The organism is Porphyromonas bennonis DSM 23058 = JCM 16335 (assembly GCF_000375645.1).
GTDB classification, from domain to species: Bacteria; Bacteroidota; Bacteroidia; order Bacteroidales; family Porphyromonadaceae; genus Porphyromonas_A; species Porphyromonas_A bennonis.
The window spans coordinates 116,534-140,482 of record NZ_AQWR01000001.1; the positions used below are offsets into that span (position 1 = coordinate 116,534).

16 protein-coding genes are annotated in these 23,949 nt (G+C 53.4%); 12 read left to right on the forward strand and 4 right to left on the reverse strand.

What is annotated here, in order from left to right; all coding sequences use genetic code 11:
* The 4 genes from B088_RS00425 (at nucleotide 1) to B088_RS00440 (ending at nucleotide 4,512) form a co-directional block, all read left to right on the forward strand.
* A complete protein-coding gene (locus B088_RS00425) occupies nucleotides 1–1,848 on the forward strand; it encodes a BatD family protein (protein ID WP_018106431.1) in 1,848 nt (615 codons plus the stop codon).
* A 146-nt stretch (nucleotides 1,849–1,994) separates the two neighbouring features.
* Complete coding sequence (locus B088_RS00430) at nucleotides 1,995–2,693, forward strand: tetratricopeptide repeat protein (protein ID WP_018106432.1); 699 nt, start codon at nucleotides 1,995–1,997, stop codon at nucleotides 2,691–2,693.
* A gap of 4 nt (nucleotides 2,694–2,697) precedes the next feature.
* Nucleotides 2,698–3,399 carry a phosphatase PAP2 family protein gene (locus B088_RS00435; RefSeq protein WP_018106433.1) on the forward strand — a complete coding sequence of 234 codons (702 nt, stop codon included), beginning with the start codon at nucleotides 2,698–2,700 and terminating at the stop codon, nucleotides 3,397–3,399.
* Between the two features lie 6 nt (nucleotides 3,400–3,405).
* Nucleotides 3,406–4,512, forward strand: coding sequence for a phosphotransferase enzyme family protein (locus B088_RS00440; protein ID WP_018106434.1), 1,107 nt, complete (start codon nucleotides 3,406–3,408; stop codon nucleotides 4,510–4,512).
* 163 nt (nucleotides 4,513–4,675) lie between these two features.
* On the opposite strand, the gene B088_RS00445 is transcribed toward B088_RS00440, so the two are convergent.
* Complete coding sequence (locus B088_RS00445) at nucleotides 4,676–5,968, reverse strand: replication-associated recombination protein A (protein ID WP_025081444.1); 1,293 nt, start codon at nucleotides 5,966–5,968, stop codon at nucleotides 4,676–4,678.
* Nucleotides 5,969–6,100: 132 nt separating this feature from the next.
* On the opposite strand from B088_RS00445, the gene htpG reads away from it, so the two are divergent.
* Nucleotides 6,101–8,194: a molecular chaperone HtpG gene (gene htpG / locus B088_RS00450; protein ID WP_018106436.1), complete on the forward strand. Its 2,094-nt coding sequence runs from the start codon at nucleotides 6,101–6,103 to the stop codon at nucleotides 8,192–8,194.
* A gap of 80 nt (nucleotides 8,195–8,274) precedes the next feature.
* Here htpG and B088_RS00455 read toward each other — a convergent pair whose 3' ends face one another.
* The 3 genes from B088_RS00455 to B088_RS00465 all read right to left on the reverse strand — a co-directional run bounded on the left by B088_RS00455 (nucleotide 8,275) and on the right by B088_RS00465 (nucleotide 12,463).
* Nucleotides 8,275–8,907, reverse strand: a complete 633-nt coding sequence (locus B088_RS00455; RefSeq protein ID WP_018106437.1) for a superoxide dismutase — start codon at nucleotides 8,905–8,907, stop codon at nucleotides 8,275–8,277.
* A 121-nt stretch (nucleotides 8,908–9,028) separates the two neighbouring features.
* On the reverse strand, nucleotides 9,029–9,985 hold the full coding sequence (locus tag B088_RS00460; protein WP_018106438.1) for an NAD-dependent epimerase/dehydratase family protein: 957 nt from the start codon (nucleotides 9,983–9,985) through the stop codon (nucleotides 9,029–9,031).
* A 492-nt stretch (nucleotides 9,986–10,477) separates the two neighbouring features.
* Nucleotides 10,478–12,463, reverse strand: a complete 1,986-nt coding sequence (locus tag B088_RS00465) for a 6-phosphogluconolactonase (protein WP_018106439.1) — start codon at nucleotides 12,461–12,463, stop codon at nucleotides 10,478–10,480.
* Between the two features lie 292 nt (nucleotides 12,464–12,755).
* On the opposite strand from B088_RS00465, the gene B088_RS00470 reads away from it, so the two are divergent.
* The 7 genes from B088_RS00470 (at nucleotide 12,756) to B088_RS00500 (ending at nucleotide 23,052) form a co-directional block, all read left to right on the forward strand.
* Nucleotides 12,756–13,484, forward strand: a complete 729-nt coding sequence (locus B088_RS00470) for a succinate dehydrogenase cytochrome b subunit (protein WP_025081445.1) — start codon at nucleotides 12,756–12,758, stop codon at nucleotides 13,482–13,484.
* Between the two features lie 57 nt (nucleotides 13,485–13,541).
* The gene (locus B088_RS00475; protein ID WP_018106442.1) at nucleotides 13,542–15,494 is read left to right on the forward strand and encodes a fumarate reductase/succinate dehydrogenase flavoprotein subunit; all 1,953 of its coding nucleotides are present in this window, start codon (nucleotides 13,542–13,544) and stop codon (nucleotides 15,492–15,494) included.
* A 22-nt stretch (nucleotides 15,495–15,516) separates the two neighbouring features.
* Nucleotides 15,517–16,278: a succinate dehydrogenase/fumarate reductase iron-sulfur subunit gene (locus B088_RS00480; protein ID WP_018106443.1), complete on the forward strand. Its 762-nt coding sequence runs from the start codon at nucleotides 15,517–15,519 to the stop codon at nucleotides 16,276–16,278.
* Between the two features lie 422 nt (nucleotides 16,279–16,700).
* Nucleotides 16,701–17,993 (forward strand): serine hydroxymethyltransferase, encoded by a 1,293-nt coding sequence (glyA, locus tag B088_RS00485; protein ID WP_018106444.1) that lies wholly within the window; start codon nucleotides 16,701–16,703, stop codon nucleotides 17,991–17,993.
* Nucleotides 17,994–18,028: 35 nt separating this feature from the next.
* Nucleotides 18,029–20,437 (forward strand): family 20 glycosylhydrolase, encoded by a 2,409-nt coding sequence (locus tag B088_RS00490; RefSeq protein WP_018106445.1) that lies wholly within the window; start codon nucleotides 18,029–18,031, stop codon nucleotides 20,435–20,437.
* A gap of 260 nt (nucleotides 20,438–20,697) precedes the next feature.
* Nucleotides 20,698–20,979, forward strand: a complete 282-nt coding sequence (locus B088_RS00495) for an HU family DNA-binding protein (protein WP_018106446.1) — start codon at nucleotides 20,698–20,700, stop codon at nucleotides 20,977–20,979.
* Nucleotides 20,980–21,345: 366 nt separating this feature from the next.
* Nucleotides 21,346–23,052, forward strand: coding sequence for an Rne/Rng family ribonuclease (locus B088_RS00500; protein WP_018106447.1), 1,707 nt, complete (start codon nucleotides 21,346–21,348; stop codon nucleotides 23,050–23,052).
* Nucleotides 23,053–23,949 lie beyond the last annotated feature (897 nt).

The following is a 23,949-nucleotide window of genomic DNA, read 5'->3' on the forward strand; positions in this document are numbered from 1 at the left end:
ATGTCTCGTAGAGTATTTCATATAATTGCAAGCCTCCTTATCCTATCCCTGACTGCTCAGGCGGCGGATAAGGTATCTGTACGGGTCTCACCTCCCCAGGAAGCGATCGTCGGGGAGCCTTTCAGGATCCAGCTGATCGTGAGTGACAAGGCATCCGATCCCCAGTGGACGTTTCCGTCAGGATTAGAGGTGCTCTATGGTCCGGCCGTAAGCCGATCCTCGAGTACCAGCATCATCAATGGCAAGATGTCCCGCTCCTCATCGACCTCATTCACTTACACTTTGATGGCTGATCATGCCGGCTCCTACAGTCTCCCCTCCGCTACCGTCAAGGTCGGAGGCGCCACCTATCGATCGGGAGCTACGACTTTTAAGGTCTATGAGCCGTCTGCTGCCTCTCCCGGTGCCTCCGGATCAAGTGCCTCCGGTGACGAAAGCGAGGGTCAGATATCCGATGCCGAGGCGGTCCGACTCAGCAATGATGCCCTGCAGGTGGTGGCTAATGTGAGTAAGACGACCGTTTATGAGCAGGAGGCTCTTCTTGTTACCTACAAGCTCTACTCGAGGTACCAGGGGATTCAGATCGAGAGTGCCAACTTCCCCGAGTACGACGGATTCGTCAAGCAGGAGATCCCACAGAGTGGTCCGCTACAGCTCGACATAGAGCAGTATAGGGGGAAGAACTATTACACCGTGACTCTGCTCCGTCAGCTTCTCTTTCCCCAAAAGCCCGGCAAGCTCAGCGTCCCGTCCGGTTCTTTCGGCCTACTTGTGACTGTTCCCTCGCAGAATAACGATCCGGGTGACTTCTTCTCCGGCTTCTTTGACTCCTACCAGAGGGTCCGAAAAAAGGTGACCACCAAGCCTTTTACGGTAAATGTGAAGCCACTCCCCACGCCCAAGCCTGACGACTTTACAGGAGCTGTGGGCAACTTTAGGCTCACCACTGATGGGCTACACCAGCCTATGAAGACCGGTGAGAGTGTACAGCTGAAACTGACCCTTAGTGGAGAGGGAAATCTCAAGCTATCTACCCTCCCGGAGGTTGAGTGGCCCGAGGGCTTCGAGGTCTATGATCCTCAGGAGGAGGATGACATCCAAGTCACCGCCGGGGGAGCGTCCGGATGGAAGTCCATTGAGTACTTTGCCATCCCGAGGTATGAGGGCACCTATACCATACCCGAGATTACTTACTCCTACTTTGATCCCGGCACCGGGTCCTACCGGCGAGAGGTGATCCCTGCACAGAAGATACAGGTGGAGAAGGGCAGCGGATCGGCGGTGTCGGACGGATCAGCCTTCGGGAGCCGTGATGCGATGAAGCGACTCGGCAACGACATTCGCTACCTCAAGCCTACCGGTAGCCTCACTCACCTGTCGAGAGTCAGCCTCAGGACTTACTGGCTTCTCTATGGTGTGGTATTCCTTATCGGTTTGGTTGCCTTCTTCCTCATTCGTGCCCGTCGCGCCGGTGCGGTCGAGAACTCCCACAACCGTGCCCGTCGTGCCGGCAAGATGGCACGTAAGTATCTCAAGCTGGCAGAGAAGGAGCGAGCCAAGGGCGACAATAAGGCCTACTACGAGGCACTCCTAAATGGTCTCAATAGCTACCTATGTGCCAAGCTCCATATCCCGCCCTCTGATCTCTCGAAGGAGCGCATTGCGGAGGTTATGCGAGCCAATGGTCTGTCGGAGGAGCTTGTGGACCGGACCCTCTCCGTGCAGTCAGACCTTGAGCTGGCGCGCTTCGCACCCTCTGAGGAGGGGGGACTGAGGGATGAGCTCTACAAGACCTCATCGGAGGTTATCGATGGCATAGAGGCCTCTAAAATCAAGATCAAAGAGTGATGAAACGACTTCGGATACTTCCCCTCCTTCTTCTATCTGTTATTATTGGAGGATTAACTTTCGCACAAGAGTCGACTCAGGCAGACAGTATTGGTGTGGTTGCCCCCTCCGATGGTGCAATCGGATCATCAGACATCAAGAGACTGATGGACGACGCAGCAACTGCCTATGGTGAGCAAAAGTACAACCTCGCCATATCGATCTACGAGAAATGCCTCAGTCTCTCGTCAGAGCCCTCAGCTGAGCTGTACTATAACCTCGGCTGTGCCTACTATAAGGACGGTCAACTCTCCAGTGCCATACTGAGTCTGGAGCGCGCCTACAGACTGGATCCATCCGACTCTGACACGCGCTACAACCTTGCCTTCCTCGCTGACCATACAGCCGAGAAGGTGGAGCAGCCCCGCTCTCAGATGCTCTCACGTATGATGGACAGTATGACACACTGGTTCGTTCTTCCTGCTTGGATGAGCCTTGCGCTGGGTTCCTTTCTGGTCTTTGTCCTTCTCATTTTCCTCTTTACCTACGGGCGTAGCGAGAGGAAGCGGCGGATAGGCTTCTATGCCGGACTGGTTGCTCTCGTACTTTGTATAGTCCTCAATCTCTTTGTCTACCGATCTTACAGGTTTATCACCGACCGTTCGGAGGCGATCCTGACTGCTCCGGTCATCACACTGCAGAGCTCTCCCGACTCGTCGTCACAGGACATAGCGGTAGTGCATGAGGGGCACAAGGTGAGGATACTGGACAGAGTAGGGGGGTATGCCGAGATCCGACTCGCCGATGGCACGGTCGGCTGGGTCCCGGAGGAGACCTTTGACTTGATCAATAACTTTAGCGACTGATGTAATGGTAGAGAAGCTGGCCCTACTGGAGCGAGACTTTTTCCTCTGGCTCAATAGTCCCCACAGTGACTATCTGGACTCGGTGATGTTCACCTTCTCCGACAAGCGGATCTGGTACTTCTTCCTGATCTTCTTCTTCGCGCTGCTTTTCTATCGGCAGAAGATCAAGGAGTGCCTGCTGCTTATCCTCTTTGTCGCAGTGATGATGGTGATCTCTGATCAGCTTTCCTCTGCGGTCTTTAAGCCCTATTTCCAGCGCTTTCGCCCGACCCTCCATCCCTTCACGGAGGATGTTGTCAAGACTGTGATGGGCCACTCGGGAGGGGGACTTTATGGCTTTATCTCCGGTCACAGTACCAATTTTGCTGCCCTTGGCGCCTTCACGATGTTGCTGATGAGACACCGGGGCTATACTATCATCATGACACTCGTCGTACTGACCACGATGTACTCCCGAGTCTACCTCGGGGTCCACTTCCTTACGGACGTGATCGCCGGCTGTCTCTGTGGTATGCTCGTCGGTATAGTTATGTATTACCTCTATCGCGAGACCCGCAGTAGTTTCTTCAAGATCCCGGATCGGCAGAAGTCTGTCTGCTACATTACTCCTCGTAGCAGGATCGACATGATCGCACTATCTCTTGTGACCTTATATCTCGCCTTTTGGATCCTGGGACCAATCGTTTACCCCATCTTATATCTCTAATTAATTATGACTAAAAACTATCAGACCATCCTAGATGCTTTCCCTCTCGAGGGGGAAGTGGTGAGCGTGGAGCCCTTCGGAAACGGTCATATCAATGATACACTTCGTGTTACAGTTAAGGACCCCGATGGCACGGAGCATATACGATATGTCCTCCAGAGGATCAATCATCAGGTCTTCCAAGACGTGGAGACCCTGCAGCGGAACATATTCACTGTCACTGAGCATATCAGGAAGAAGCTGGAGGCTGAGGGGGATGCGGACGTCGACCGACACGTCTGCACATTCCTCCGGACGAAGAGCGGAGAGCGCTATACCACCTATGAGGGAAACTACTGGCGCGTGATGCTCTACATCCCGAGGTCAGTCACCGTGGATGCGGTCACACCGGAGTCCGCACGCTCGGCCGGAAGGGCCTTTGGCGACTTCCAGAGCCGTCTCTCCGACATTCCGGAGGGCACGCTTGGGGACACGATCCCTCACTTCCACGATATGGCATTTCGCCTGCAGGAGCTCGCTGATGCGATCAAGGAGGATCGTTTGGGCAGAGTGCAGGAGGAGCGAGTCAAGAAGCTCATCAAGGCTATCGATGACCGGTCGGATGAGATGCTACTACAGGAGCGACTCTATGAAGAGGGGACACTGCCGAAGCATATCAATCACCTCGACACCAAGGTGGACAATATCCTCTTCGATAAGGAGACCGGTGAGGTGTTGACGGTCATCGACCTTGATACCGTGATGCCCGGCTTTATCCTGTCCGATGTTGGAGACTTCATCCGCACTGCTGTGAATACCGGTGCTGAGGATGAGACTGACGAGTCCAAGATCGGTGTGGATATGGAGATCTTCAAGTCTTATGTCGAAGGCTATATGTCCTCAGCAAGCAGCTTCCTCTCTGAGACTGAGATCCGACTTATCCCCTATGGCGGTCGCATGATGACCTATATGCAGGCGGCCCGCTTCCTTACAGACTATATCAATGGGGACACCTATTATAAGACTAACTACAAGGATCACAATTGGGATCGTGCTTGGGCACAGTATGTATATCTGACCCGCTTGGAGGAGCGAGCCAAGGAGATGAGCGACTTTATGGCCCACTGGCTGTGAACCACCGGCTCCAATAAGTGACAACACTGTCTGTCGCGGGTCTCTCAGACAGCATAGACGAGTAAGGGCTAGCTCCACTTTTTGGAGCCAGCCCTTCTTTCGTTTTATTCGATACTGTGTCTTTCTCTGTCGTATAGGACTGTTGTCCTCTGCCCAGAGTGGATCACAGCTGTGACTCCTTCATCCTATTAAGTCGATCGACCAGCTGCGCTTCTGCTGCACTGTCTGCCGGGATCCAGAATGAAGTCCCTACCGCTTCGTCAGGCAGATATTGCTGACTTGCATAGTGCCCCTTATAGTCGTGAGGATAGATGTACCCCTTGCCATACCCCAGCTCATCCATGAGCTCGGTGGGTGCGTTCCTCAGGTGCATAGGCACAGGGTGGGGCGGTTGCTCTCTGACGTAGGAGAGCGCTTTATTGATGGCTAAGAAGGCGCTATTACTCTTCGGAGAGGAGGCGAGGTAGATCGTTGCCTCTGCCAGTGGGATGCGTCCCTCAGGCCAGCCGATGCGCTCTACTGCGGTAAAGGCTGCCTCTGCGATCAGCATAGCATTAGGATTGGCGAGACCGATATCTTCGGAGGCAGATATCACCAGACGACGTGCGATGAACTTTGGGTCCTCCCCTCCGTCGATCATTCGGGCGAGCCAGTATATGGCAGCATCAGGATCGCTACCTCGGATACTCTTGATAAATGCGGATATGATGTCATAGTGCATCTCTCCCCCCTTGTCGTACACGCCGGGATTGCTCTGTATCTGCTGAGCTACCACTTCGTCAGAGATGGTCACGCACTTCTGCTCGAGGGCCTCGGGGGTGGTAGCGAGGAGCTCAAGGATATTGAGGAACTTCCGAGCGTCACCCCCCGAGGCGGCAAAGAGTGCATCCGTGGATTCTATCCTCACCTCATACTCCTTCAGTATCTCGTCTCTGGTGATAGTGTACTGCAAGAGCTTGTCCAGATCCTCTTGCGTGAGAGGCTTCAGCACCAGCACACGGCACCGAGAGAGGAGTGGGCGGATCACCTCAAAGGATGGGTTTTCGGTCGTGGCACCGATCAGCACCACACTACCCTGCTCCACGGCATGCAGCAGAGAGTCTTGCTGAGACTTGCTGAAGCGGTGGATCTCGTCGATGAAGAGTATCGGTGCACCCTGAGCAAAGAGTCCCTTGCGGTAGTCCTCGGCCTGCTTAATCACATCACGGACCTCCTTGACTCCCGAGCTGACCGCACTGAGGGTAAAGAAGGGTAGGTCGAAGTGCTTTGCCACGATCTTCGCCAGGGTGGTCTTGCCCACTCCCGGCGGCCCCCATAGGATGAAGGACCGGAGCAGTCCCGTTGCCAGCATGTCGTATATGGGACCGCCGGGACGGACGAGCTCATCCTGACCGAAGTAGCCGTCCAGAGTGGTCGGTCTCATTCGCTCGGCTAATGGGGGTAGGTTGGTATTCATGCTTGGGTCACTTGATCATCTGTGATAGACAAATGTACCACTAATGTTTCTGACACTCCAGACGGTCCAGCTCTTTGGCACTGACTTTGCGTAGTGAGATATGAACGAAAGACTAAGTCATACATATAGATCATGGATAAAAATCAGACGACAGGGAAGATTGGCGTGACGAGCGACAATATGTTCCCGATCATTAAGAAATTCCTCTACAGCGATAATGAGATCTTCCTCCGAGAGATCGTAAGCAATGGCGTGGATGCCGTACAGAAGTTGAAGACTCTGGTCTCCAAGGGTGAGTACTCCGGCGAAGTCGGGGATCTCCAGGTGGAGGTGAAGATCGATGGCGACAAGCTGATCATATCGGATAATGGTATCGGTATGACTGCCGATGAGATCCATAAGTACATCAATGAGATCGCCATCAGCGGTGCCGAGGAGTTTGTCAAGAAGTACGAGGACCAGCACAGTATCATTGGTCACTTTGGTCTCGGATTTTACTCCTCCTTTATGGTATCCGACAGGGTGGAGATCTACACTCAAAGCTACGACGAGACGGCTCCCAGTATCCGCTGGTCCTGCGAGGGCAATCCTGAGTACCAGATGGAGGAGGCAGAGAAGAGATCGCGAGGGACGGACATCATACTACACATCTCCGAGGAGGATAAGGAGTTCCTCGACGAGGATCGCATCTATGCATTGCTCAAGAAGTACTGCAGCTACCTCCCTGTGCCGATCGTTTTCGGGAAGGAGAAGGAGTGGAAGGATGGCAAGCAGGTCGATACGGATAAGCCTCGGGTGATCAATGAGACGGATCCAACGTGGATCAAGCAGCCCGCCTCCCTCACTGATGAGGATTACAAAGAGTTCTATCGGACCCTCTTCCCAGGCAATGATGCACCGCTCTTCTGGATCCACCTCAATATTGACTACCCATTCAACCTGACCGGGATCCTGTACTTCCCTCAGATCAAGTCAAACCTCGATATGCAGAAGAGCAACATCTCGCTCTACTGCAACCAGGTCTACGTGACCGATAATGTCGAGGGAATCGTCCCCGACTTCCTCAATCTCCTCCATGGCGTGATCGACTCGCCGGATATCCCGCTCAACGTGAGTCGCAGCTATCTCCAGTCCGATGCGAGAGTAAAGAAGATCTCGACCTATATCACCCGCAAGGTAGCAGACAAGCTGGCAGAGCTCTTCAAGACCGATCGTGCCGCTTACGAGGAGAAGTGGTCGGCACTTGATCTCTTCGTGAAGTATGGCATGCTTACGGATGAGAAGTTTGCAGAGAAGGCTAAGGGTATCCTGCTCCTCAAGGACACTGATGAGAAGTACTACACACTCGATGAGTACAAGACCCTGATCGAGGGCAACCAGACCGATAAGGACAAGAAGGTGGTCCATCTCTATGCTCAGGATCCCGATCGCCAGTACAGCTACATCCGTGCGGCCAAGGACAAGGGGTACAGCGTGCTCCTGCTCAATGGACCCCTCGACATGCACCTGATCGGGATGCTGGAGCAGAAGTCGGAGGATAGCCACTTCGTCAGTGTCGACAGTGATACGCTGGAGAATCTCGTACGCAAGGATGAGAAGCCTGTCGGTCATGTCGATATGACCGAGGAGGACCAGTCCATCCTGAGACAGCTCTTCCAGAGTCGGGTGCCTGAGGGCGATGATAAGCAGATGATCCATGTCGCTACTGCCAATCAGGGTGCCGAGGCTAAGCCGATCGTAGTGATCCAGAATGAGTATATGCGGCGCATGAAGGATATGGCTCATATGCAGCAAGGGATGGATATGTATGGATCCATGCCGGACAGCTACATGATGACGCTCAATATTGATCATCCTCTGATCGGTGCGGTCCTGAAGAAATTCCGGTCCTCAGATCAGATCGGTACCTACACTCAGCTGACGGGTGACCGAAATGGCTATGTCGCTCGGCGAGCTGAGATAGACAGTCAGCTCTACGACGACAAGAATAAGCCCGATGAGGCAAAGAAGAAGTCTCTCCAGGAGGATCTCAAGGAGACCAATGCCCATATCGATGAGCTGGATGCCAAGCTCGGCACCATTTATGCCGACTTTGCTGCCGGGCAGCCGGTGATCGAGCGCCTGATCGATCTCGGACTCCTTGCGAGCGGTCTGCTGCGAGGTGAGGCGCTGGATCGCTTTGTCTCAGACTCCATGAGCGCTATCTCTGACAAGGTGGACGACTGACTCTGAAGGCTGAAATACAAGAGGGGCTGCATCGCCATTAGCGGTGCAGCCCCTTTTGCTTGATATTATGATATCAGTGCTTACTCAGCCTTACTGGCCTTGCAGGCGCACTTTACAGCCTTCTCCGGCTCTGTGTACCACTCCTCCACGGTCTTCCAGTCGATGATCTCCCAGAGTGCCTTGAGGAAGTCTGCACGCACGTTGCGGTAGTCCACATAGTAAGCATGCTCCCAGACATCGGCGGTCATCAGCGGGCAAAGATCCTTGGTGATGGGGTTATAGGCGTTTGAGCCCTTGTCGATGCTGAGCTTCCCGTCCTTGTCAGCGACGAGGAATGCCCATCCGGAGCCGAAGAGTCCGGCGGCCTCCTCCTGGAACTTCTGCTTGAAGTCCTCAAAGGAGCCCCACTCCTTCTCAATCGCCTCCAGCAGCTTGCCGGTAGGTGCCTTCTTGGCCTCGTCCTTGGGACGGAGCTGTAGGAAGAAGAGGTTGTGATTGAGGATCTGTCCGGCCTGATTGTACATCTTGCCGTCAGCTTCCTTGACAATAGACTTGAGGCACTTGTCCTCGAAGTCGGTGCCCTCGATCAGTTTATTCAGAGTGTTGACGTAGCCATTGAGGTGCTTGCCGTGGTGAAGAGAAACAGTCTCCTCACTCATCACAGGCTCCAGCGCATCCTTTGCGTAGGGTAGGTCTATGAGTTTGAATTTCATGGTAAGAATAATTTGTGGGTTAGAAAAACAGGAGCGTCATCGCCTCCGATCACTCAGAGGAATGGCTCCACTATAAGTGGAGTGAAAACTGTCGTGAGGTCTCCATGCTCCACTATATTACTTACTTGCTGTATCTCTCCTTGAGTACACTCAGCATATCCGTAGTCATGGAGTCGAGGTCATACTCAGGCTTCCAGCCCCACTCCTCTCTTGCGCAGCTGTCGTCGAGAGAGTTGGGCCATGACTCTGCGATGCCCTGGCGGAGCTCGTCCACCTCATAGGTCATGGTGAAGTCGGGCATCTGCTTCTTGATGGCAGCGTAGATCATCTCCGGATCGAAGCTCATGCTTGCGATATTGAAGGAGTTACGGTGCTTCAGCTTGGCGGGATCAGCCTCGAAGATCTCGTACATGGCGCGGAGAGCATCCGGCATGTACATCATATCCATATAGGTGCCGGCCTTGATCGGGCAGACGAAGCTCCCGTCCTGCACGGCCTTGTAGTAGATATCCACAGCGTAGTCGGTCGTACCGCCACCGGGGAGAGTGACATTGGAGATCAGCCCGGGGAAGCGTACAGACCTGGTGTCGACACCAAACCTCTTAAAGTAGTAGTCGCTCAGCAGCTCTCCGGATACCTTCGTCACGCCGTACATCGTAGTGGGGCGCTGGATGGTGTCCTGAGGTGTCTTATCCTTAGGTGTGGAGGGACCGAAGGAGCCAATGGAGCTGGGGGTGAAGACGGCGCACTTCTTCTCTCTCGCCACCTCGAGGACGTTGCAGAGTCCGCCGATACCGATGTGCCAGGCGAGCTGAGGCTTTGCCTCTGCCACTGCCGAAAGGAGTGCAGCGAGATTATAGATGGTATCGACATCATACTTCTCCACCACATCAGCGATCTGCTGTGCGTTGGTGATGTCTACGATCTCTGAGGGACCACTCTCCTTGAGCTCTCCCTTGACGGGGGCTGCGGGGATATACCCGGCGATGATTTGACCATTGGGGATGATGCTCCTCAGCTTCATCGTAAACTCTGACCCGATCTGCCCGGTCGAGCCAATGATAAGGACATTCTTCATAAGACAAATACTTGTCAGACGTTGCCGTCTTGCTCAGTTGTTGTATAAAGGTTGGTGTATTAAGTTAGTCTATACTGTTGCGGAGTTGGATCAACCCGCTCTGCCTTACAAAGATGAGTAAATTACTTGACACTACCCACGTTTTTGATCTCCATTTGTTGCACCGGCGCTTCTGAGTCGGTTCCTAAAGCTACAGAAGTAAGGTGGTACCTCCGACAAAACTTCCTCTTCTTGTATATCCGTCTGGTATAGAGCTGCTTGTCAGCGCCTGGGACCAGGTCATCCGGTATGATCGGTCTCGCTCCGAACTAATACCGGTAATAATGAACACTAATACCGATATTAGTACTCACTATTACCGGTAAAAGAATAGCCTCTCAGAGCGTAGGTACATTTTGCTTCCGAATGGAGTGTCCAAAACAAGTCGCAGGTTCATGGTCTCGAAGACCATGAACCTGCGAGAAACAGGGGGCGTCCCAGTCTGGGGAAACCTTAGTCTACCGGATGATACTGCACAAAGGCCTCAATAGCCTCATATCGGGCAAATCCGAGATCATGATAGATCTTCGCCGTGCCTCTATTCCGATCCTCTGATCTCTGCCAGAAGAGTCGCTCATCGTCACCCAGGAAGGGTGCTGCGTCCATCTGAGTCTGATGCTTGAGGATCGAGTCTCTCTTGAATCGGAGCTCCTCCGGACTCATCGGTACAGCCATCTCGATGTCATCGATATTCCACTCTGCCCAGGCACCTCGGTACATCCAGATGCGGCAGTCCTTGAGCCACGCTTCGCCCTTCAGCTCATCGAGAGCCGCAAGTACGGCATTGGTAGCTACGCGGTGTGTGCCATGTGGGTCGCGGAGGTCTCCGGCCACGAAGATCATATGTGGCTTGATCCCCTGGATGAAGTCCTTGACGATCAGTACATCCTCCTCTGAGAGCGGCTTCTTCTTGATGGCGCCGGTCTCATAGAAGGGGAGGTCAAGGAAGTGGACGTGGTCATCCTTTAGTCCCACGTGTCGATCCGCAGTGCGGGCCTCCTGGCGACGGATAGTCCCCTTGAGGTAGCGGGTTTCATCCGTCTCATTGTCCCCCTCTCTCTTGATCTCAGTAAGGTAACGCCGCGTCTCGAGGAGCTTCTTGCAGAGTTCGTCGTCCTCACGACCCTCGTTCTGATAGAGGGCATGGACAAAGTCGATGTAGCGGATCACCTCCTCGTCATTGACGGCAATGTTTCCCGAGGTCTCATAAGCGACATGCACGTCGTGTCCGTGCTTGACGAGTCGGTGGAAGGTTCCACCCATAGATATGACGTCGTCATCGGGGTGGGGCGAGAAGACGATTACTCGCTTGGGGAATGGGAGAGCTCGCTCCGGACGATTGCTGTCGTCAGCATTGGGCTTGCCACCCGGCCATCCGGTGATGGTATTCTGGATGTCGTTGAAGACCTTGATATTGCAGTCGTATGCCGAGCCGTACTGACGCAGCAGGTCACTCAGCTGGTGGCTGATGTAGTCCTGGTTGGTGAGGTTGAGGAGAGTCTTGCCAGTTTGATCACAGAGCCATACGAGAGCTCGGCGAACCAGCTTGTCCGTCCATCGGGGATCGGTCACTCTCCAGGGGGTGTGGATCCGAGTCAGCTCGTCAGCTGCCTCCAGATCGGTGTAGACACTTGCCCTATTGTGGGTCTGAAAGATAGATGCCGGGATGTCGTCGTCCTGAGGCTCCTCGACCACCTTGCGGAGGATCTCCTTCTTTGACTCGCCCCATGCTAGCAGCACTACGCGCTTGGCTGCCTTGATCTCATTCATCCCGACAGAGACTGCGGTCTCTGGGACGTTGTCGGACAGGTTGAAGGAGCTGATTGCCTCGTTGCGCGAGGTGTCGTCCAGCACCACGAGGTGGAAGGAAGAGCTCAGTACGTCTCCAGGGGCATTTGTCGCCACGGTGCCGCGCTGCCCGATCCCCATGAGGCAGAGATCGAAGCCGCCCAGCTCGCTGAGCTTCTGCTCATACTTAGCCCAGGATGAGGGTATGTCGTCCTTGTCGGTGCCTATCTCAAAGTGGTGTACGTTGGCTCCGGGGATGGAGATTTTGTCGATAAACTCCTCCTTGAGATGAGCTAAAACCCCCTCGTTGTCATTAAGTAGGGGGTAAAACTCATAGAGCGGGAAGATGTGGACGCCTTCGAAGGAGAGCTCCCCCTTCTTATGAAGCTTGATTAGCTCACGGAGGACGGGTAGGGGGCTGATCCCGCCGGAGATACCCAGCGCGAAGGTCTGCTGCTTGTCCTGATGAGACTTGATGTCCTGGGCGATGCGAAGTGCCAGCTCGACACTTGCCTGCTCATCAGAGGGGTAGATACGGGTGGGGATCCGCTCGTAGCTGGTCAGCATGGTCTCCTCGTACTTGTTGCGAGGCTTGTAGAGTCTCTCCTCTACCTGCTCGAGGGAGATTTGTGATGTGAGATTAAGTCGCATGGTTACATAGATATATGTGTAGATTGTTTGGAACTATGGTATGGAAGATCAACGTGCGACCTTCCTATTCGACGATAAAGATAAGAAAATAATTTATCATCAAGTTGTCAGGTCGCAATTTTTATACCTATTGCCCGCTTTCTTTCTCGCTATAGTGTTGATAGTTGTAATTATAGAAATAAGTAGATAATCTTCTTGGGAAGCTCGTGGAATTGGGCTAAATTTGCAACACTGACTGATTGTCTCACGACGATGTAACTTCGAATACCAACAACAGTTTTTATTAAATCCCATGTGGTTGACTAATTCTTCTATCGGAAGGAAGGTGGTGATGAGTGTCACCGGCGTCTGTTTCTTCCTCTTTCTGCTTTTCCATGGAGCAATGAACCTGGTGGCAGTCTTCTCGGCTGAGGGCTACAATGAGATAGCCCACTTCCTGGGGACCAATCCGGTTGTCCAATTCATGGTGCCGATCTTGATGGCTATCATCCTGATCCACATCATCTACTCCATCATGCTCTGGAGTCAAAATCGCAAGGCGCGTGGCAATGATCGCTACGAAGTGACGGGGAAGGCCAAGATCGACTGGGCCTCTAAGAATATGCTCCTCCTCGGACTGATCATCCTTGGTGGGGTGGTGCTACACCTGATCAACTTCTGGGCTAAGATGCAGCTCCAGGCTTGGATGGGCAATGCCTCTGTCGTAGCCTCGACTCAGATGGAGTATATCTTCAGCAAGCCTTGGATCGTGATCATCTATCTCCTCTGGTTCTGCGCCATATGGTTTCACCTCTCTCACGGTATCTGGAGTGCGGCTCAGACTGTAGGACTCAATAATAAGAAGTGGATCAACATCTGGAAGACGATCGGCTACGTCTTTGCGACGCTTATCCTTATCATGTTTGCTTTCGTTGCCATCGCCTTTTATCTCAAGTCAGTAGGCGTGTGGCCCGAGGTCGGCAACATCTGGCACCTGGGTGCAGCCGGTGAGATCCCTGCATCGCAGTACTACGGCTTCTGATCTGATTGTTTCACGCATCGTTTTATACCAATGACTATGTCTATACAAGATATAAATATGGATCCTGCCAAGAAACTGGACGCCAAGATCCCAGAGGGACCTCTTGCAGAGAAGTGGACCAATTACAAGGGCCATCAGAAGCTGGTCAATCCTGCCAATAAGCGCAAGCTAGATATCATCGTCGTGGGAACCGGTCTCGCCGGTGCCTCTGCTGCCTCTTCACTCGCTGAGCTCGGGTTTCACGTCAAGTCCTTCTGCATCACCGACAGCCCCCGTCGCGCTCACTCTGTAGCCGCTCAGGGAGGTATCAATGCAGCTAAGAACTATCAGAATGACGGTGACTCGGTATACCGTCTCTTCTATGATACGATCAAGGGAGGCGACTACCGCTCTCGTGAGGCTAATGTCCATCGTCTGGCTGAGGTCTCTGCTGACATTATTGATCAGTGTGTGGCAATGGGTGTCCCCTTTGCTCGTGAGTACGGTGGTACGCTTGCCAATCGTTCCTTCGGGGGTACGCTCGTCTCCAGAACCTTCTACTCAAGGGGACAAACCGGTCAGCAGCTCCTCCTCGGAGCTTACTCCGGTCTTATGCGTCAGGTAGGGCTAGGTCATGTGGAGCTCTACGCCCGCTACGAGATGGTCGACCTCGTGATCATCGATGGTCGTGCTCGCGGTATCATCGCCCGAAACCTCGTGACCGGTAAGCTGGAGCGCTTCGGTGCTCACGCTGTCGTAGTCGCTACAGGTGGCTATGGTAATGCTTACTTCCTCACCACCAACGCTCTGGCATGTAATGGATCTGCAGCGTGGCTCTGCTACAAGAAGGGTGCCTACTTCGCCAACCCCTGTATGGTACAGATCCACCCCACATGTATCCCCAAGCAGGGCGACTATCAGTCCAAGCTGACTCTAATGTCCGAGTCACTCCGTAACGATGGCCGCATCTGGGTACCCAAGAAGAAGGAGGACGCAGAGGCAATCCGCAATCACAAGAAGACTGCCCTCGACATCCCCGAGGAGGATCGCGACTACTATCTGGAGCGTCGATATCCTGCATTTGGTAACCTAGTACCTCGTGACGTGGCGTCACGTGCTGCTAAGGAGCGCTGTGATGCCGGATATGGTGTCGGTACCGGAGAGGCCGTTTATCTCGACTTCTCCGAGCCGATCCAGCGACTGGGACGTGAGGCGATCACTGCCAAGTATGGTAACCTCTTCGATATGTACAAGCTGATCACGGATGTGGATGCGTACACCTACCCGATGGAGATCTTCCCCGCTGTCCACTTCACTATGGGCGGTCTCTGGGTCGACTACGAGCTACAGACCACGATCCCCGGTCTCTTCGCCATCGGTGAGTGCAACTACTCCGACCACGGAGCCAACCGTCTCGGTGCCTCTGCGCTTATGCAGGGTCTGGCAGACGGCTTCTTCGTGCTACCTTATACGATGCAGAATTACCTAGCAGACCAGATCGAGCTGGGTCATGTCGATATCAATGCACCTGAGTTTGAGGCGGCAGAGAAGGAGGTACACGAGCGTGAGAAGAAGCTGATGAGTATCCAGGGCGATCTGACCGTGGACGACATCCACAAGAAGCTTGGCGCCATCCTCTGGGAGCACTGCGGTATGAGTCGAAATGAGGCTAGCCTCAAGGAGGGACTTCGCAAGCTTGATGAGCTGACCAAGACCTTCTGGACCCGCGTCCGCATCCCTGGTGAGATCGAGGACCTCAATACCGAGCTCGAGAAGGCTTGGCGTCTCGCTGACTTCATCGAGATGGGTAAGCTGATCGCTCACGATGCGCTTGACCGTAAGGAGTCGTGTGGTGCCCACTTCAGAGAGGAGTACCAGACGGAGGAGAATGAGGCCCTCCGTAACGACAAGGACTTCAGCTATGTCTCCTGCTGGGCTTATACCGGTGAGGACACGCCCCCGGTGATGTACAAGGAGGATCTGAACTATGAGTATGTAGTGCCTCAGACACGTAATTACAAGAAGGCATAATAGAGACGACGCACTTAGGATTATGGATAAGTTTATAGACATTAAAGTTAAGGTTTGGCGTCAGCGCAACCGTCATGAGAAGGGTCACTTCGAGACCTATGAGGTGAAGCATGTCGATGAGAATGCTTCCTTCCTCGAGATGATCGATATGCTCAATGATCAGCTCATCCGCGAGGGTAAGGATCCGGTCGTCTATGACAATGACTGTCGCGAGGGTATCTGTGGTGCCTGCTCGATGTACGTGGATGGTCACCCGCACGGTCTGATCCCCGGAGCGACCACCTGTCAGCTCTATATGCGTAACTGGAAGAGTGGCGACACCATCACCGTAGAGCCATGGCGCTCTGCCGGCTTCCCGGTCATCCGTGACCTGATGGTGGACAGATCTTCATTCGACAAGATTCAGCAGGCCGGTGGCTTCATCTCGATGAATGCCGGCTCCGCCCCTGACGGAAATGCGATCCCCGTCTCGAGAGTCAATTCTGAGCTCGCTATCGATGCCGCCTCCTGCATTGGCTGTGGTGCTTGCGTAGCTGCTTGTAAGAACGGCTCTGCCATGCTCTTCGTCAGTGCCAAGGTGAGCCAATTTGCTCTCCTTCCTCAGGGAAAGGTAGAAGCGAAGAAGCGCGCACGCGCTATGGTGGCCAAGATGGACGAGTTGGGCTTCGGTAACTGTACCAATACCCGAGCCTGTGAGATGGAGTGCCCGAAGAGCATCTCGATCTCCAATATCGCACGTCTCAATCGCGAGTTTATCAAGGCTAAGTTTGGTCAGATAGACTGATAAGAGCGAGCGAATCGTTTTAATTCTAAGGAGAGGTTCCCAAATGCGGGAGCCTCTCCTTTTTTGTTGTACCCTTATGGCAGAATCAAGGGTATCAGAAACTCTAAAAGTGATGCCCTCAGATTAATATCGGTATTAGTCAAAACTATTACCGGTAATAGTCTTGACTAATACCGACTATAGTCTCAACTATTACCGGTAATAGAAATTAGGGATCCTTTTCTGCTGGTGATCAGTATTTTGTAGTACCTCTCCAGACGCATGCCATACCTGTGATGGCTGGTGGTTAGGACTTGCCTCAAGCATGCGCCCATTCGCATTGTTAGGCTCGCTAATTATGATTAGATTTGCATAGGGGAGTGGATATTTCTACGTCTTGAAGTAATCTACTGTAAACCAATAAACTTTCAACCTTTTTCATCATGAAAAGAGATCAACAGATTTTTGACCTGATCGACCAGGAGCGTCTGCGCCAGAAGCGCGGTGTGGAGCTGATTGCGTCAGAGAACTTCGTTAGCGAAGAGGTGCTCCGCGCTATGGGTAGCATCATGACCAACAAGTACGCTGAGGGCTATCCCGGCAAGCGCTACTATGGTGGCTGTCAGATCGTGGATCAGAGTGAGCAGCTGGCTATCGATCGCATCAAGAAGCTCTACGATGCTGAGTATGCCAACGTGCAGCCTCACTCCGGCGCTCAGGCCAATATGTCTGTCTTCCAGGCTTGCCTCAACGCCGGCGACACCTTCATGGGTCTCAACCTCGATCACGGCGGTCACCTGACCCACGGGTCGCTCGTCAACGCCTCCGGTATCCTCTACAACCCTGTTGCCTACGGAGTACGTAAGGAGGACGGTCGTGTCGACTACGACGATATGGAGCGCAAGGCCAAGGAGACCCACCCGAAGCTCATCGTCGGTGGTGCCTCTGCCTACTCTCGTGAGTGGGACTACAAGCGCATGCGCGAGATCGCAGATAGCGTAGGCGCTATCCTGATGATCGATATGGCTCACCCTGCCGGACTCATCGCTGCCGGTCTCCTCGCTAACCCGGTAAAGTACGCCCACATCGTCACCTCCACGACACACAAGACCCTGAGAGGTCCGCGTGGTGGTATCATCCTGATGGGTAAGGACTTCGAGAACCCCTGGGGCAAGGCTACCAAGAAGGGTCGCGTCAAGATGATGTCTGAGCTGATCAACTCCGCAGTCTTCCCCGGAGTACAGGGTGGACCTCTGGAGCACGTCATCGCCGCTAAGGCAGTAGCCTTCTATGAGGCTCTGCAGCCTTCCTTCAAGACCTACCAGACGCAGGTGCATGCCAATGCAGTAACCATAGCTAACACCTTCCTCGAGCTTGGCTATGATGTGGTATCCGGCGGTACCGATAACCACTTGGTGCTGCTTGATCTCCGCAAGAAGTTCCCCGAGCTGACCGGTAAGGAAGCCGAGGATGCACTGGTGAAGGCAGACATCACGGCTAATAAGAATATGGTTCCCTTCGATGACCGTACCCCTGCCAAGACGAGCGGTATCCGCATCGGAAGCCCTGCAGCCACGACCCGTGGACTGAAGGAGGGAGACTTCAAGACCGTCGTACACTGGATCGATGAGATCCTCAGTAATCCTACCAGCGAGGAGGTGATCAAGAAGGTTCGCTCACAGGTCAATGAGCTGATGGAGGACCGTCCCCTTAATGTCTGGGAGGATCGCGACTGATTTATTCATAACTTAAGCACATTAATATCGACTTAATGAAATTCATCAAGCATGCAGTCGTGGCTTTTGCCGGCATGCTTCTCTTTTCCGGTTGTGGTAATGGTGTGGAAAAGTCTCTCGACGAGGCTCCCTATAATCAGGGGATACACATCATACCTCAACCGGTAAAAGTGAATGTAGGCCAGGAGCAGGGTCGCTGGACACTGACCTCTTCGACTAAGATCATCGCAGACGAGAGTCTTGCCATTGTCACTGACTTCCTAAAGGACAAGATCGCGAACTCTACAGGATACAACCTGTCCGTGGAGTCCACAAGTAGCAACCCCGCCAAGGAGATCCGCTTCGTCATCGTGACTGACGAGGTGATCCCGCACGAGGAGGGTTACTCTCTTGACGTGACCTCTGATGGTGGTGTCCTGATCCAGGCCTCCACTCCGCGTGGGGCCTTCTGGGGTATGCAGTCTCTCCTTCAGCTTTTCCCGGCTGAGATAGAGAGCCCTTCTAAGGTCAATGCTAAGAGCTGGACCGTCCCCTTTGTCAGCATTGAGGACTACCCGCAATTCAGCTACCGTGGTCAGCACGTGGATCCGTGTCGTCACTTCCAGACGATAGATGACGTGAAGAAGACCATCGATGTCCTCTCTATGCTTAAGATCAATAAGCTGCACTTCCACCTCACGGAGGATCAGGGATGGCGCATTGAGATCAAAAAGTATCCCCGCCTCACGGAGGTGGGTGCTGTGCGTACGGAGGGAGATGGCACGACCTACGGGCCTTACTTCTACACACAGGAGGAGATCAAGGATCTTGTCGCTTATGCAGATGCTCGATTTGTGGAGATTATTCCTGAGATCGAGCTCCCGGGCCACGCTGTCTCTGCCCTCTCAGCCTATCCCTGGCTGGGGTGCAAGGGGGAGGACTTCCCCTACGAGGTGCGTAACATTTGGGGAATCTCCAATGAGGTGATCTGTGCAGGTAAGGACTCTTCGATCGAGTTTTACAAGGACGTACTGACGGAGGTGATGCCCCTTTTCCACACTGACTTCATCCACATTGGTGGCGATGAGGCACCCAAGACGGAGTGGAAGCGCTGCCCAAATTGCCAGAAGCGGATCCACGAGCAGGGACTCAAGGATGAGGATGAGCTGCAGAGCTGGTTTATCTCCCAGATCGGTACCTTCCTCAGCGAGCACGGTAAGCGGATGATCGGCTGGGATGAGATCCTCGAGGGAGGTATCCCGGAGAATGCTACGATCATGTCGTGGCGCGGCGAGCAGGGCGGTATCAATGCGGCCAAGGCCGGTCACGATGTAATCATGACCCCCTCATCTCATGGTTTTTACCTCGACTACTACCAGGGCGATCCCAATGTTGAGCCTGTGGCTCTCTGCTGCCGATCGACACTGTCTCAGGTATACGCCTACGTGCCCATCTCCGAGCATATCACTCCAGAGATGGCACCCCATATCCTCGGCGTGCAGGGCAATAACTGGTCGGAGTATATCCCCGATGGCAAGCACGCTCAGTATATGGCTCAGCCCCGTATGGCTGCGATTGCGGAGGTGGCGTGGTCTCCGGTAGAGCAGAAGGACTTTGACGGCTTTGTTGGCCGTCTCGAGAACTTCACCGCCCGTCTCGGACTCCATGACTACAATTACTTTATCCCACAGCCTGAGCAGCCCGACAATCGGAGCATCGACTGTGTGACCTTTACCGGTGAGAGCGTGACGATCCCCTTCGGGACCGTCTATCCGGTACACAAGATCATCTACACCACTGATGGCACTGATCCTGTGGAGGGTAGTGCTCAGGAGTACTCTGAGCCGCTGACCTTCTCCTCTGATACGGAGCTGAGGATCCGCTCTCTGACGCAGAGCGGTGCCATGAGCCCTGTGCGCATCATCACAATACGGCGTCAGGACTATGCTCCAGCTGTCGCTGCCACTGCTGATGGGTACGACTCCGGTCTCGACCTGACGACAGTCCGCAAGCAGTTCAAGTCATCTGACGACTTTGAGTCCTACTCGGGTGATGGCGCTGTTGTCCTCCACGGAGTCAAGCTCAGTGAGAGTGGAGAGAATGTCTACAAGGAGCAGATGGAGGAGCATCTGATGAGTAATGTCAACTGGAATGCTCAGGATTACTCCGGCTATGTAATGATCCCTGAGGATGGCGTCTACCGCATCCGCTGCAGCAGCAACCGACTCTGGCTCGATGGCCATATGATCATCGACAATACCGGTGTCTGCAAGCGCAATACCCACTCCGATGTGACCCTTGCGCTTGCTCAGGGGTTGCATAAGATCCGCTTCACTCAGGTGCTGGACTTTATCGGAAACTGGCCCAGCGGATTCTACGATCAGAGACCCTACATGGGTCGCTTCGACAAGGGTGAGCCACTGAAGGCTGTCCCGGACGAAGCTTATTTCTGTGACAAGAAGTAATCGATCTAACTTACCCATAAGGGGGTGCATCCACATTAGGGTGCACCCCCTTCTATTTATAACCGGATCCTCATGGGAGCTTCGATAACAGAAGTGAAGTCTGAATTTATAGTGATTGCTAACAAGTTACGGAGCAGATGAGAGGCAAAATAGTTAGGGGGAAAGGGTAAAAAGGTGTATCTTTGCGTACTCTTTGCGTAGAGGCTTGGAGCAGCGGGGTGGGATTAGCGTAGTAGTAATCCAAATATTTGCAGAATATTATGATAAAAGCAGACCTTGTCAACGAGGTTTCCAGGAAGACCGGTATCGAGCGCAAGCTCGTCATGGCTACGATCGAGTCGGCTATGGATGTGATCAAGGAGACCATGATCAACCAGGAGAATGTCTACTTGCGTGGCTTCGGCAGTTTTGTCGTTAAGGAGAGGGCAGCAAAGACAGCGCGTAACATCAGTAAGAATACGACCATCCAGCTTCCGGCTCGTAAGGTTCCCACCTTCAAGCCATCTAAGACCTTTGCTGAGAAGGTAGACAAGAATAAGTAATTCTATCTCTCTATAGTCGCCCGGAGTGACTTAGGAGAGTGTTCTATAAATTTAAAAGTAAGTATTATGCCAAACGGGAGAAAGAAGAAGAGACATAAAATGTCTACGCACAAGCGTAAGAAGAGACTGAGAAAGAACCGTCACAAGAAGAATAAGTGATCGCTCTACCCTGTACTTCTGACTTCAGTCTCATATAGAGATCTGACAGCAATGGGTGCAGTGTGCTCATTTTACGCCTTAATGGTTTTGAGAGTGAGTCTCTACGGGCAGCGGTTTGATAGTCGCATACTCATGTAGGCTCGCTCTTGTTTTTTATTAATAGGCTACCGGCCACACGGTCGTAGCCGAAAGATTAGATTTACTCGTGTGAAAAGTCAACTTGTCATCGATGTGCGACCGAAGGAGGTCCTCATCGCGGTCCTGGAGGATCGTAGACTAGTGGAGCTCCGGAGAGAGAAGCAAAACATCTCTTTCTCGGTGGGAGATATCTATCTCGGCACGGTGAAGAAAGTCATGCCCGGTCTCAATGCCGCCTTTGTCGACATTGGGCACCAGAGACAAGCGTTTCTCCACTACCGTGATCTGGGAAGTAGCTTCCTGACAGCCCAGAGCTTCCTCAGCGCACAGCGTAAGTATGGTAAGAGCTTTTCTCCCGAGCGAGTAAAACTGGAGAAGCCTATCCCCAAGACCGGAGACATCGCTGATCAGCTCAAGGCTGGCGATGAAGTGATGGTCCAGATCACCAAGGAGGCCATCTCCACCAAGGGTCCCAGACTCTCCGCAGAGCTCTCCTTTGCGGGGCGCTACTTAGTCCTTATCCCCTTTGCGGACAAGGTGTCTGTTTCCCAGAAGATAGGGAGCAAGGAGGAGCGGAACAGACTGAAGCAGCTGGTCCTCAGTATTAAGCCGAAGAACGTGACGGTGATCGTCAGGACCTCTGCGGAGGGCGTCAAGGTAGCTGAGCTGGACCATGAGCTTCGTAGTCTGATCAAGAAGTGGACTTCCACTGTCGACAGTCTCAATACCGCTGTCCCTCCCTCTAACTCCAGGAAGAAAGGACAGGGCAATGGCAGGAAGAACTCCTCTCCCTCCTCTGACGGCAAGCCCTGGCAAATGCTCCACGAGGAGACAAATCGTGTGATCAGTCTCCTCCGAGACACCTACGACTCCTCGCTGAAGGAGGTGTATGTCAATGATCAGAGCATGGTGCGGGAGGTCACAGACTACGTCGACCTCATCGATCCCGGTAAGGGTGATATAGTGAGGTTTTACGACGGTCGTAATCCCATCTTTGATCACTTCGACATCACTCGCCAGATCAAGCACCTCTTCGGTAAGATCGTTACCTACCGTCAGGGAGCCTACTTGTACATAGAGCAGACCGAGGCGATGCACGTCATCGATGTCAATAGTGGCAACCGCGCTCGAGGCTCCTCTCAGCAGGAAGACACCGCTGTGGATGTCAATCTCTCTGCCGCTGAGGAGATCGCTCGTCAGATGAGGCTGAGAGACTTGGGAGGCATCATCGTCATCGACTTCATCGATATGGCAGAGGCTGCCAATAGGCAGAAGCTCTACGACCACATGATCCAGTGCATGGTCAATGACCGTGCTAAGCATACGGTCCTGCCGCTCACGAAGTTTGGTCTCATGCAGATCACTCGTCAGAGGGTCCGTCAGGCGATGATCGTGGAGACGCAGGAGACCTGTCCCACCTGCTTAGGCACCGGTAAGGTACAGCCCACGCTCTTCTTTACCGACAAGCTTGAGCAGATGATCAAGCAACTGACTCAGGAGGAGGGCATCAGAACCTTCACGCTTCACGTCCATCCCTATGTCGCCGCTTTTATCCGCAATCGTCAGGGTAAGGGATTCTTGGGACTTATGGGTACCAAGTCACTCCTGTCCACCTGGAGGACTGCTTACGGTAAGGGTATCGAAGTGCTCCCCGACCAGTCCATAGGGATGATCGACTACGAGGTGACCGACTCAGAGGGTAACGACCTGTCTCACTTCCTCGACGAGGATGTGAAGGGTCTGGATCCTGAGGACGCTGAGGCAACAGAAGATTGATAGGGCAGTAAACTGTCCCCATTTTACTCGCTCTCGATAAGAGAAGCAACTTAATGAAACAACAAGCCGGAGTACCCCCTCAGGATCGAGGAGAGTACTTCGGCTTTTTTTGTCGTTTCGTTATCGTACGGTTGACTACGCTCTCACTCGCAAGCAATCCACCAAGACCACGTGAGGATACCGACAGACTAATACCGATATTAGTGCAAACTATAGTCGGTATTAGTATCGACTAATACCGGTAATAGTATACACTAATATCGGTAATAGAAGAGACGGGAATATTCCTCCTGGGAGTCAGCATACTGGGTAGCATCGCCTTCTTCCCTTCGACTTCGGCTGCTATAGACGTGTTCGCCACCGTGAGATAGACAGGGCTGACGCATTTGATCTTTACCGCTATGCAGAGGAGATCTGCGGCGGGAGATTCCTCTCCTAATGCACCCGCATGCCGATCCCGTAGGGGCGAAGCCCCGGAGGGATCATCGCTCCTTAGCCCGCGTGTCGAGGCACGAAGTGCCGAAGACCGCGGGAGAGGATGCCAAGAAAGATATACGACCCCGCCAGGGTGTCGCACTTATCAGGGAGTCATGCAACCAGTGCGACACCCTTTCGGGGTCGCTGAAGACTCTGCTCGGCGACCCACAAGGGGTCGAGGGGGTAGGGAAGGGTCTTTGTACATCGGTCACCGCTTCGCGGATGACCGATGCCTATGGAGCGAGCACCCTTCGGGTGCCTCACGGATAAGCCCTCTTACCCCAATGCTCAAATGCGTCACCCCTGGTGAGATAGAGTATAGAAGGAGATAATTAAGGAGAAAAATCGTAAATTTGGACACTTCGGTCCGGGGGAGTGTGGCGCTGAGTGCTCAGTGAGCTCGCGTGAGAGGACCAAGGA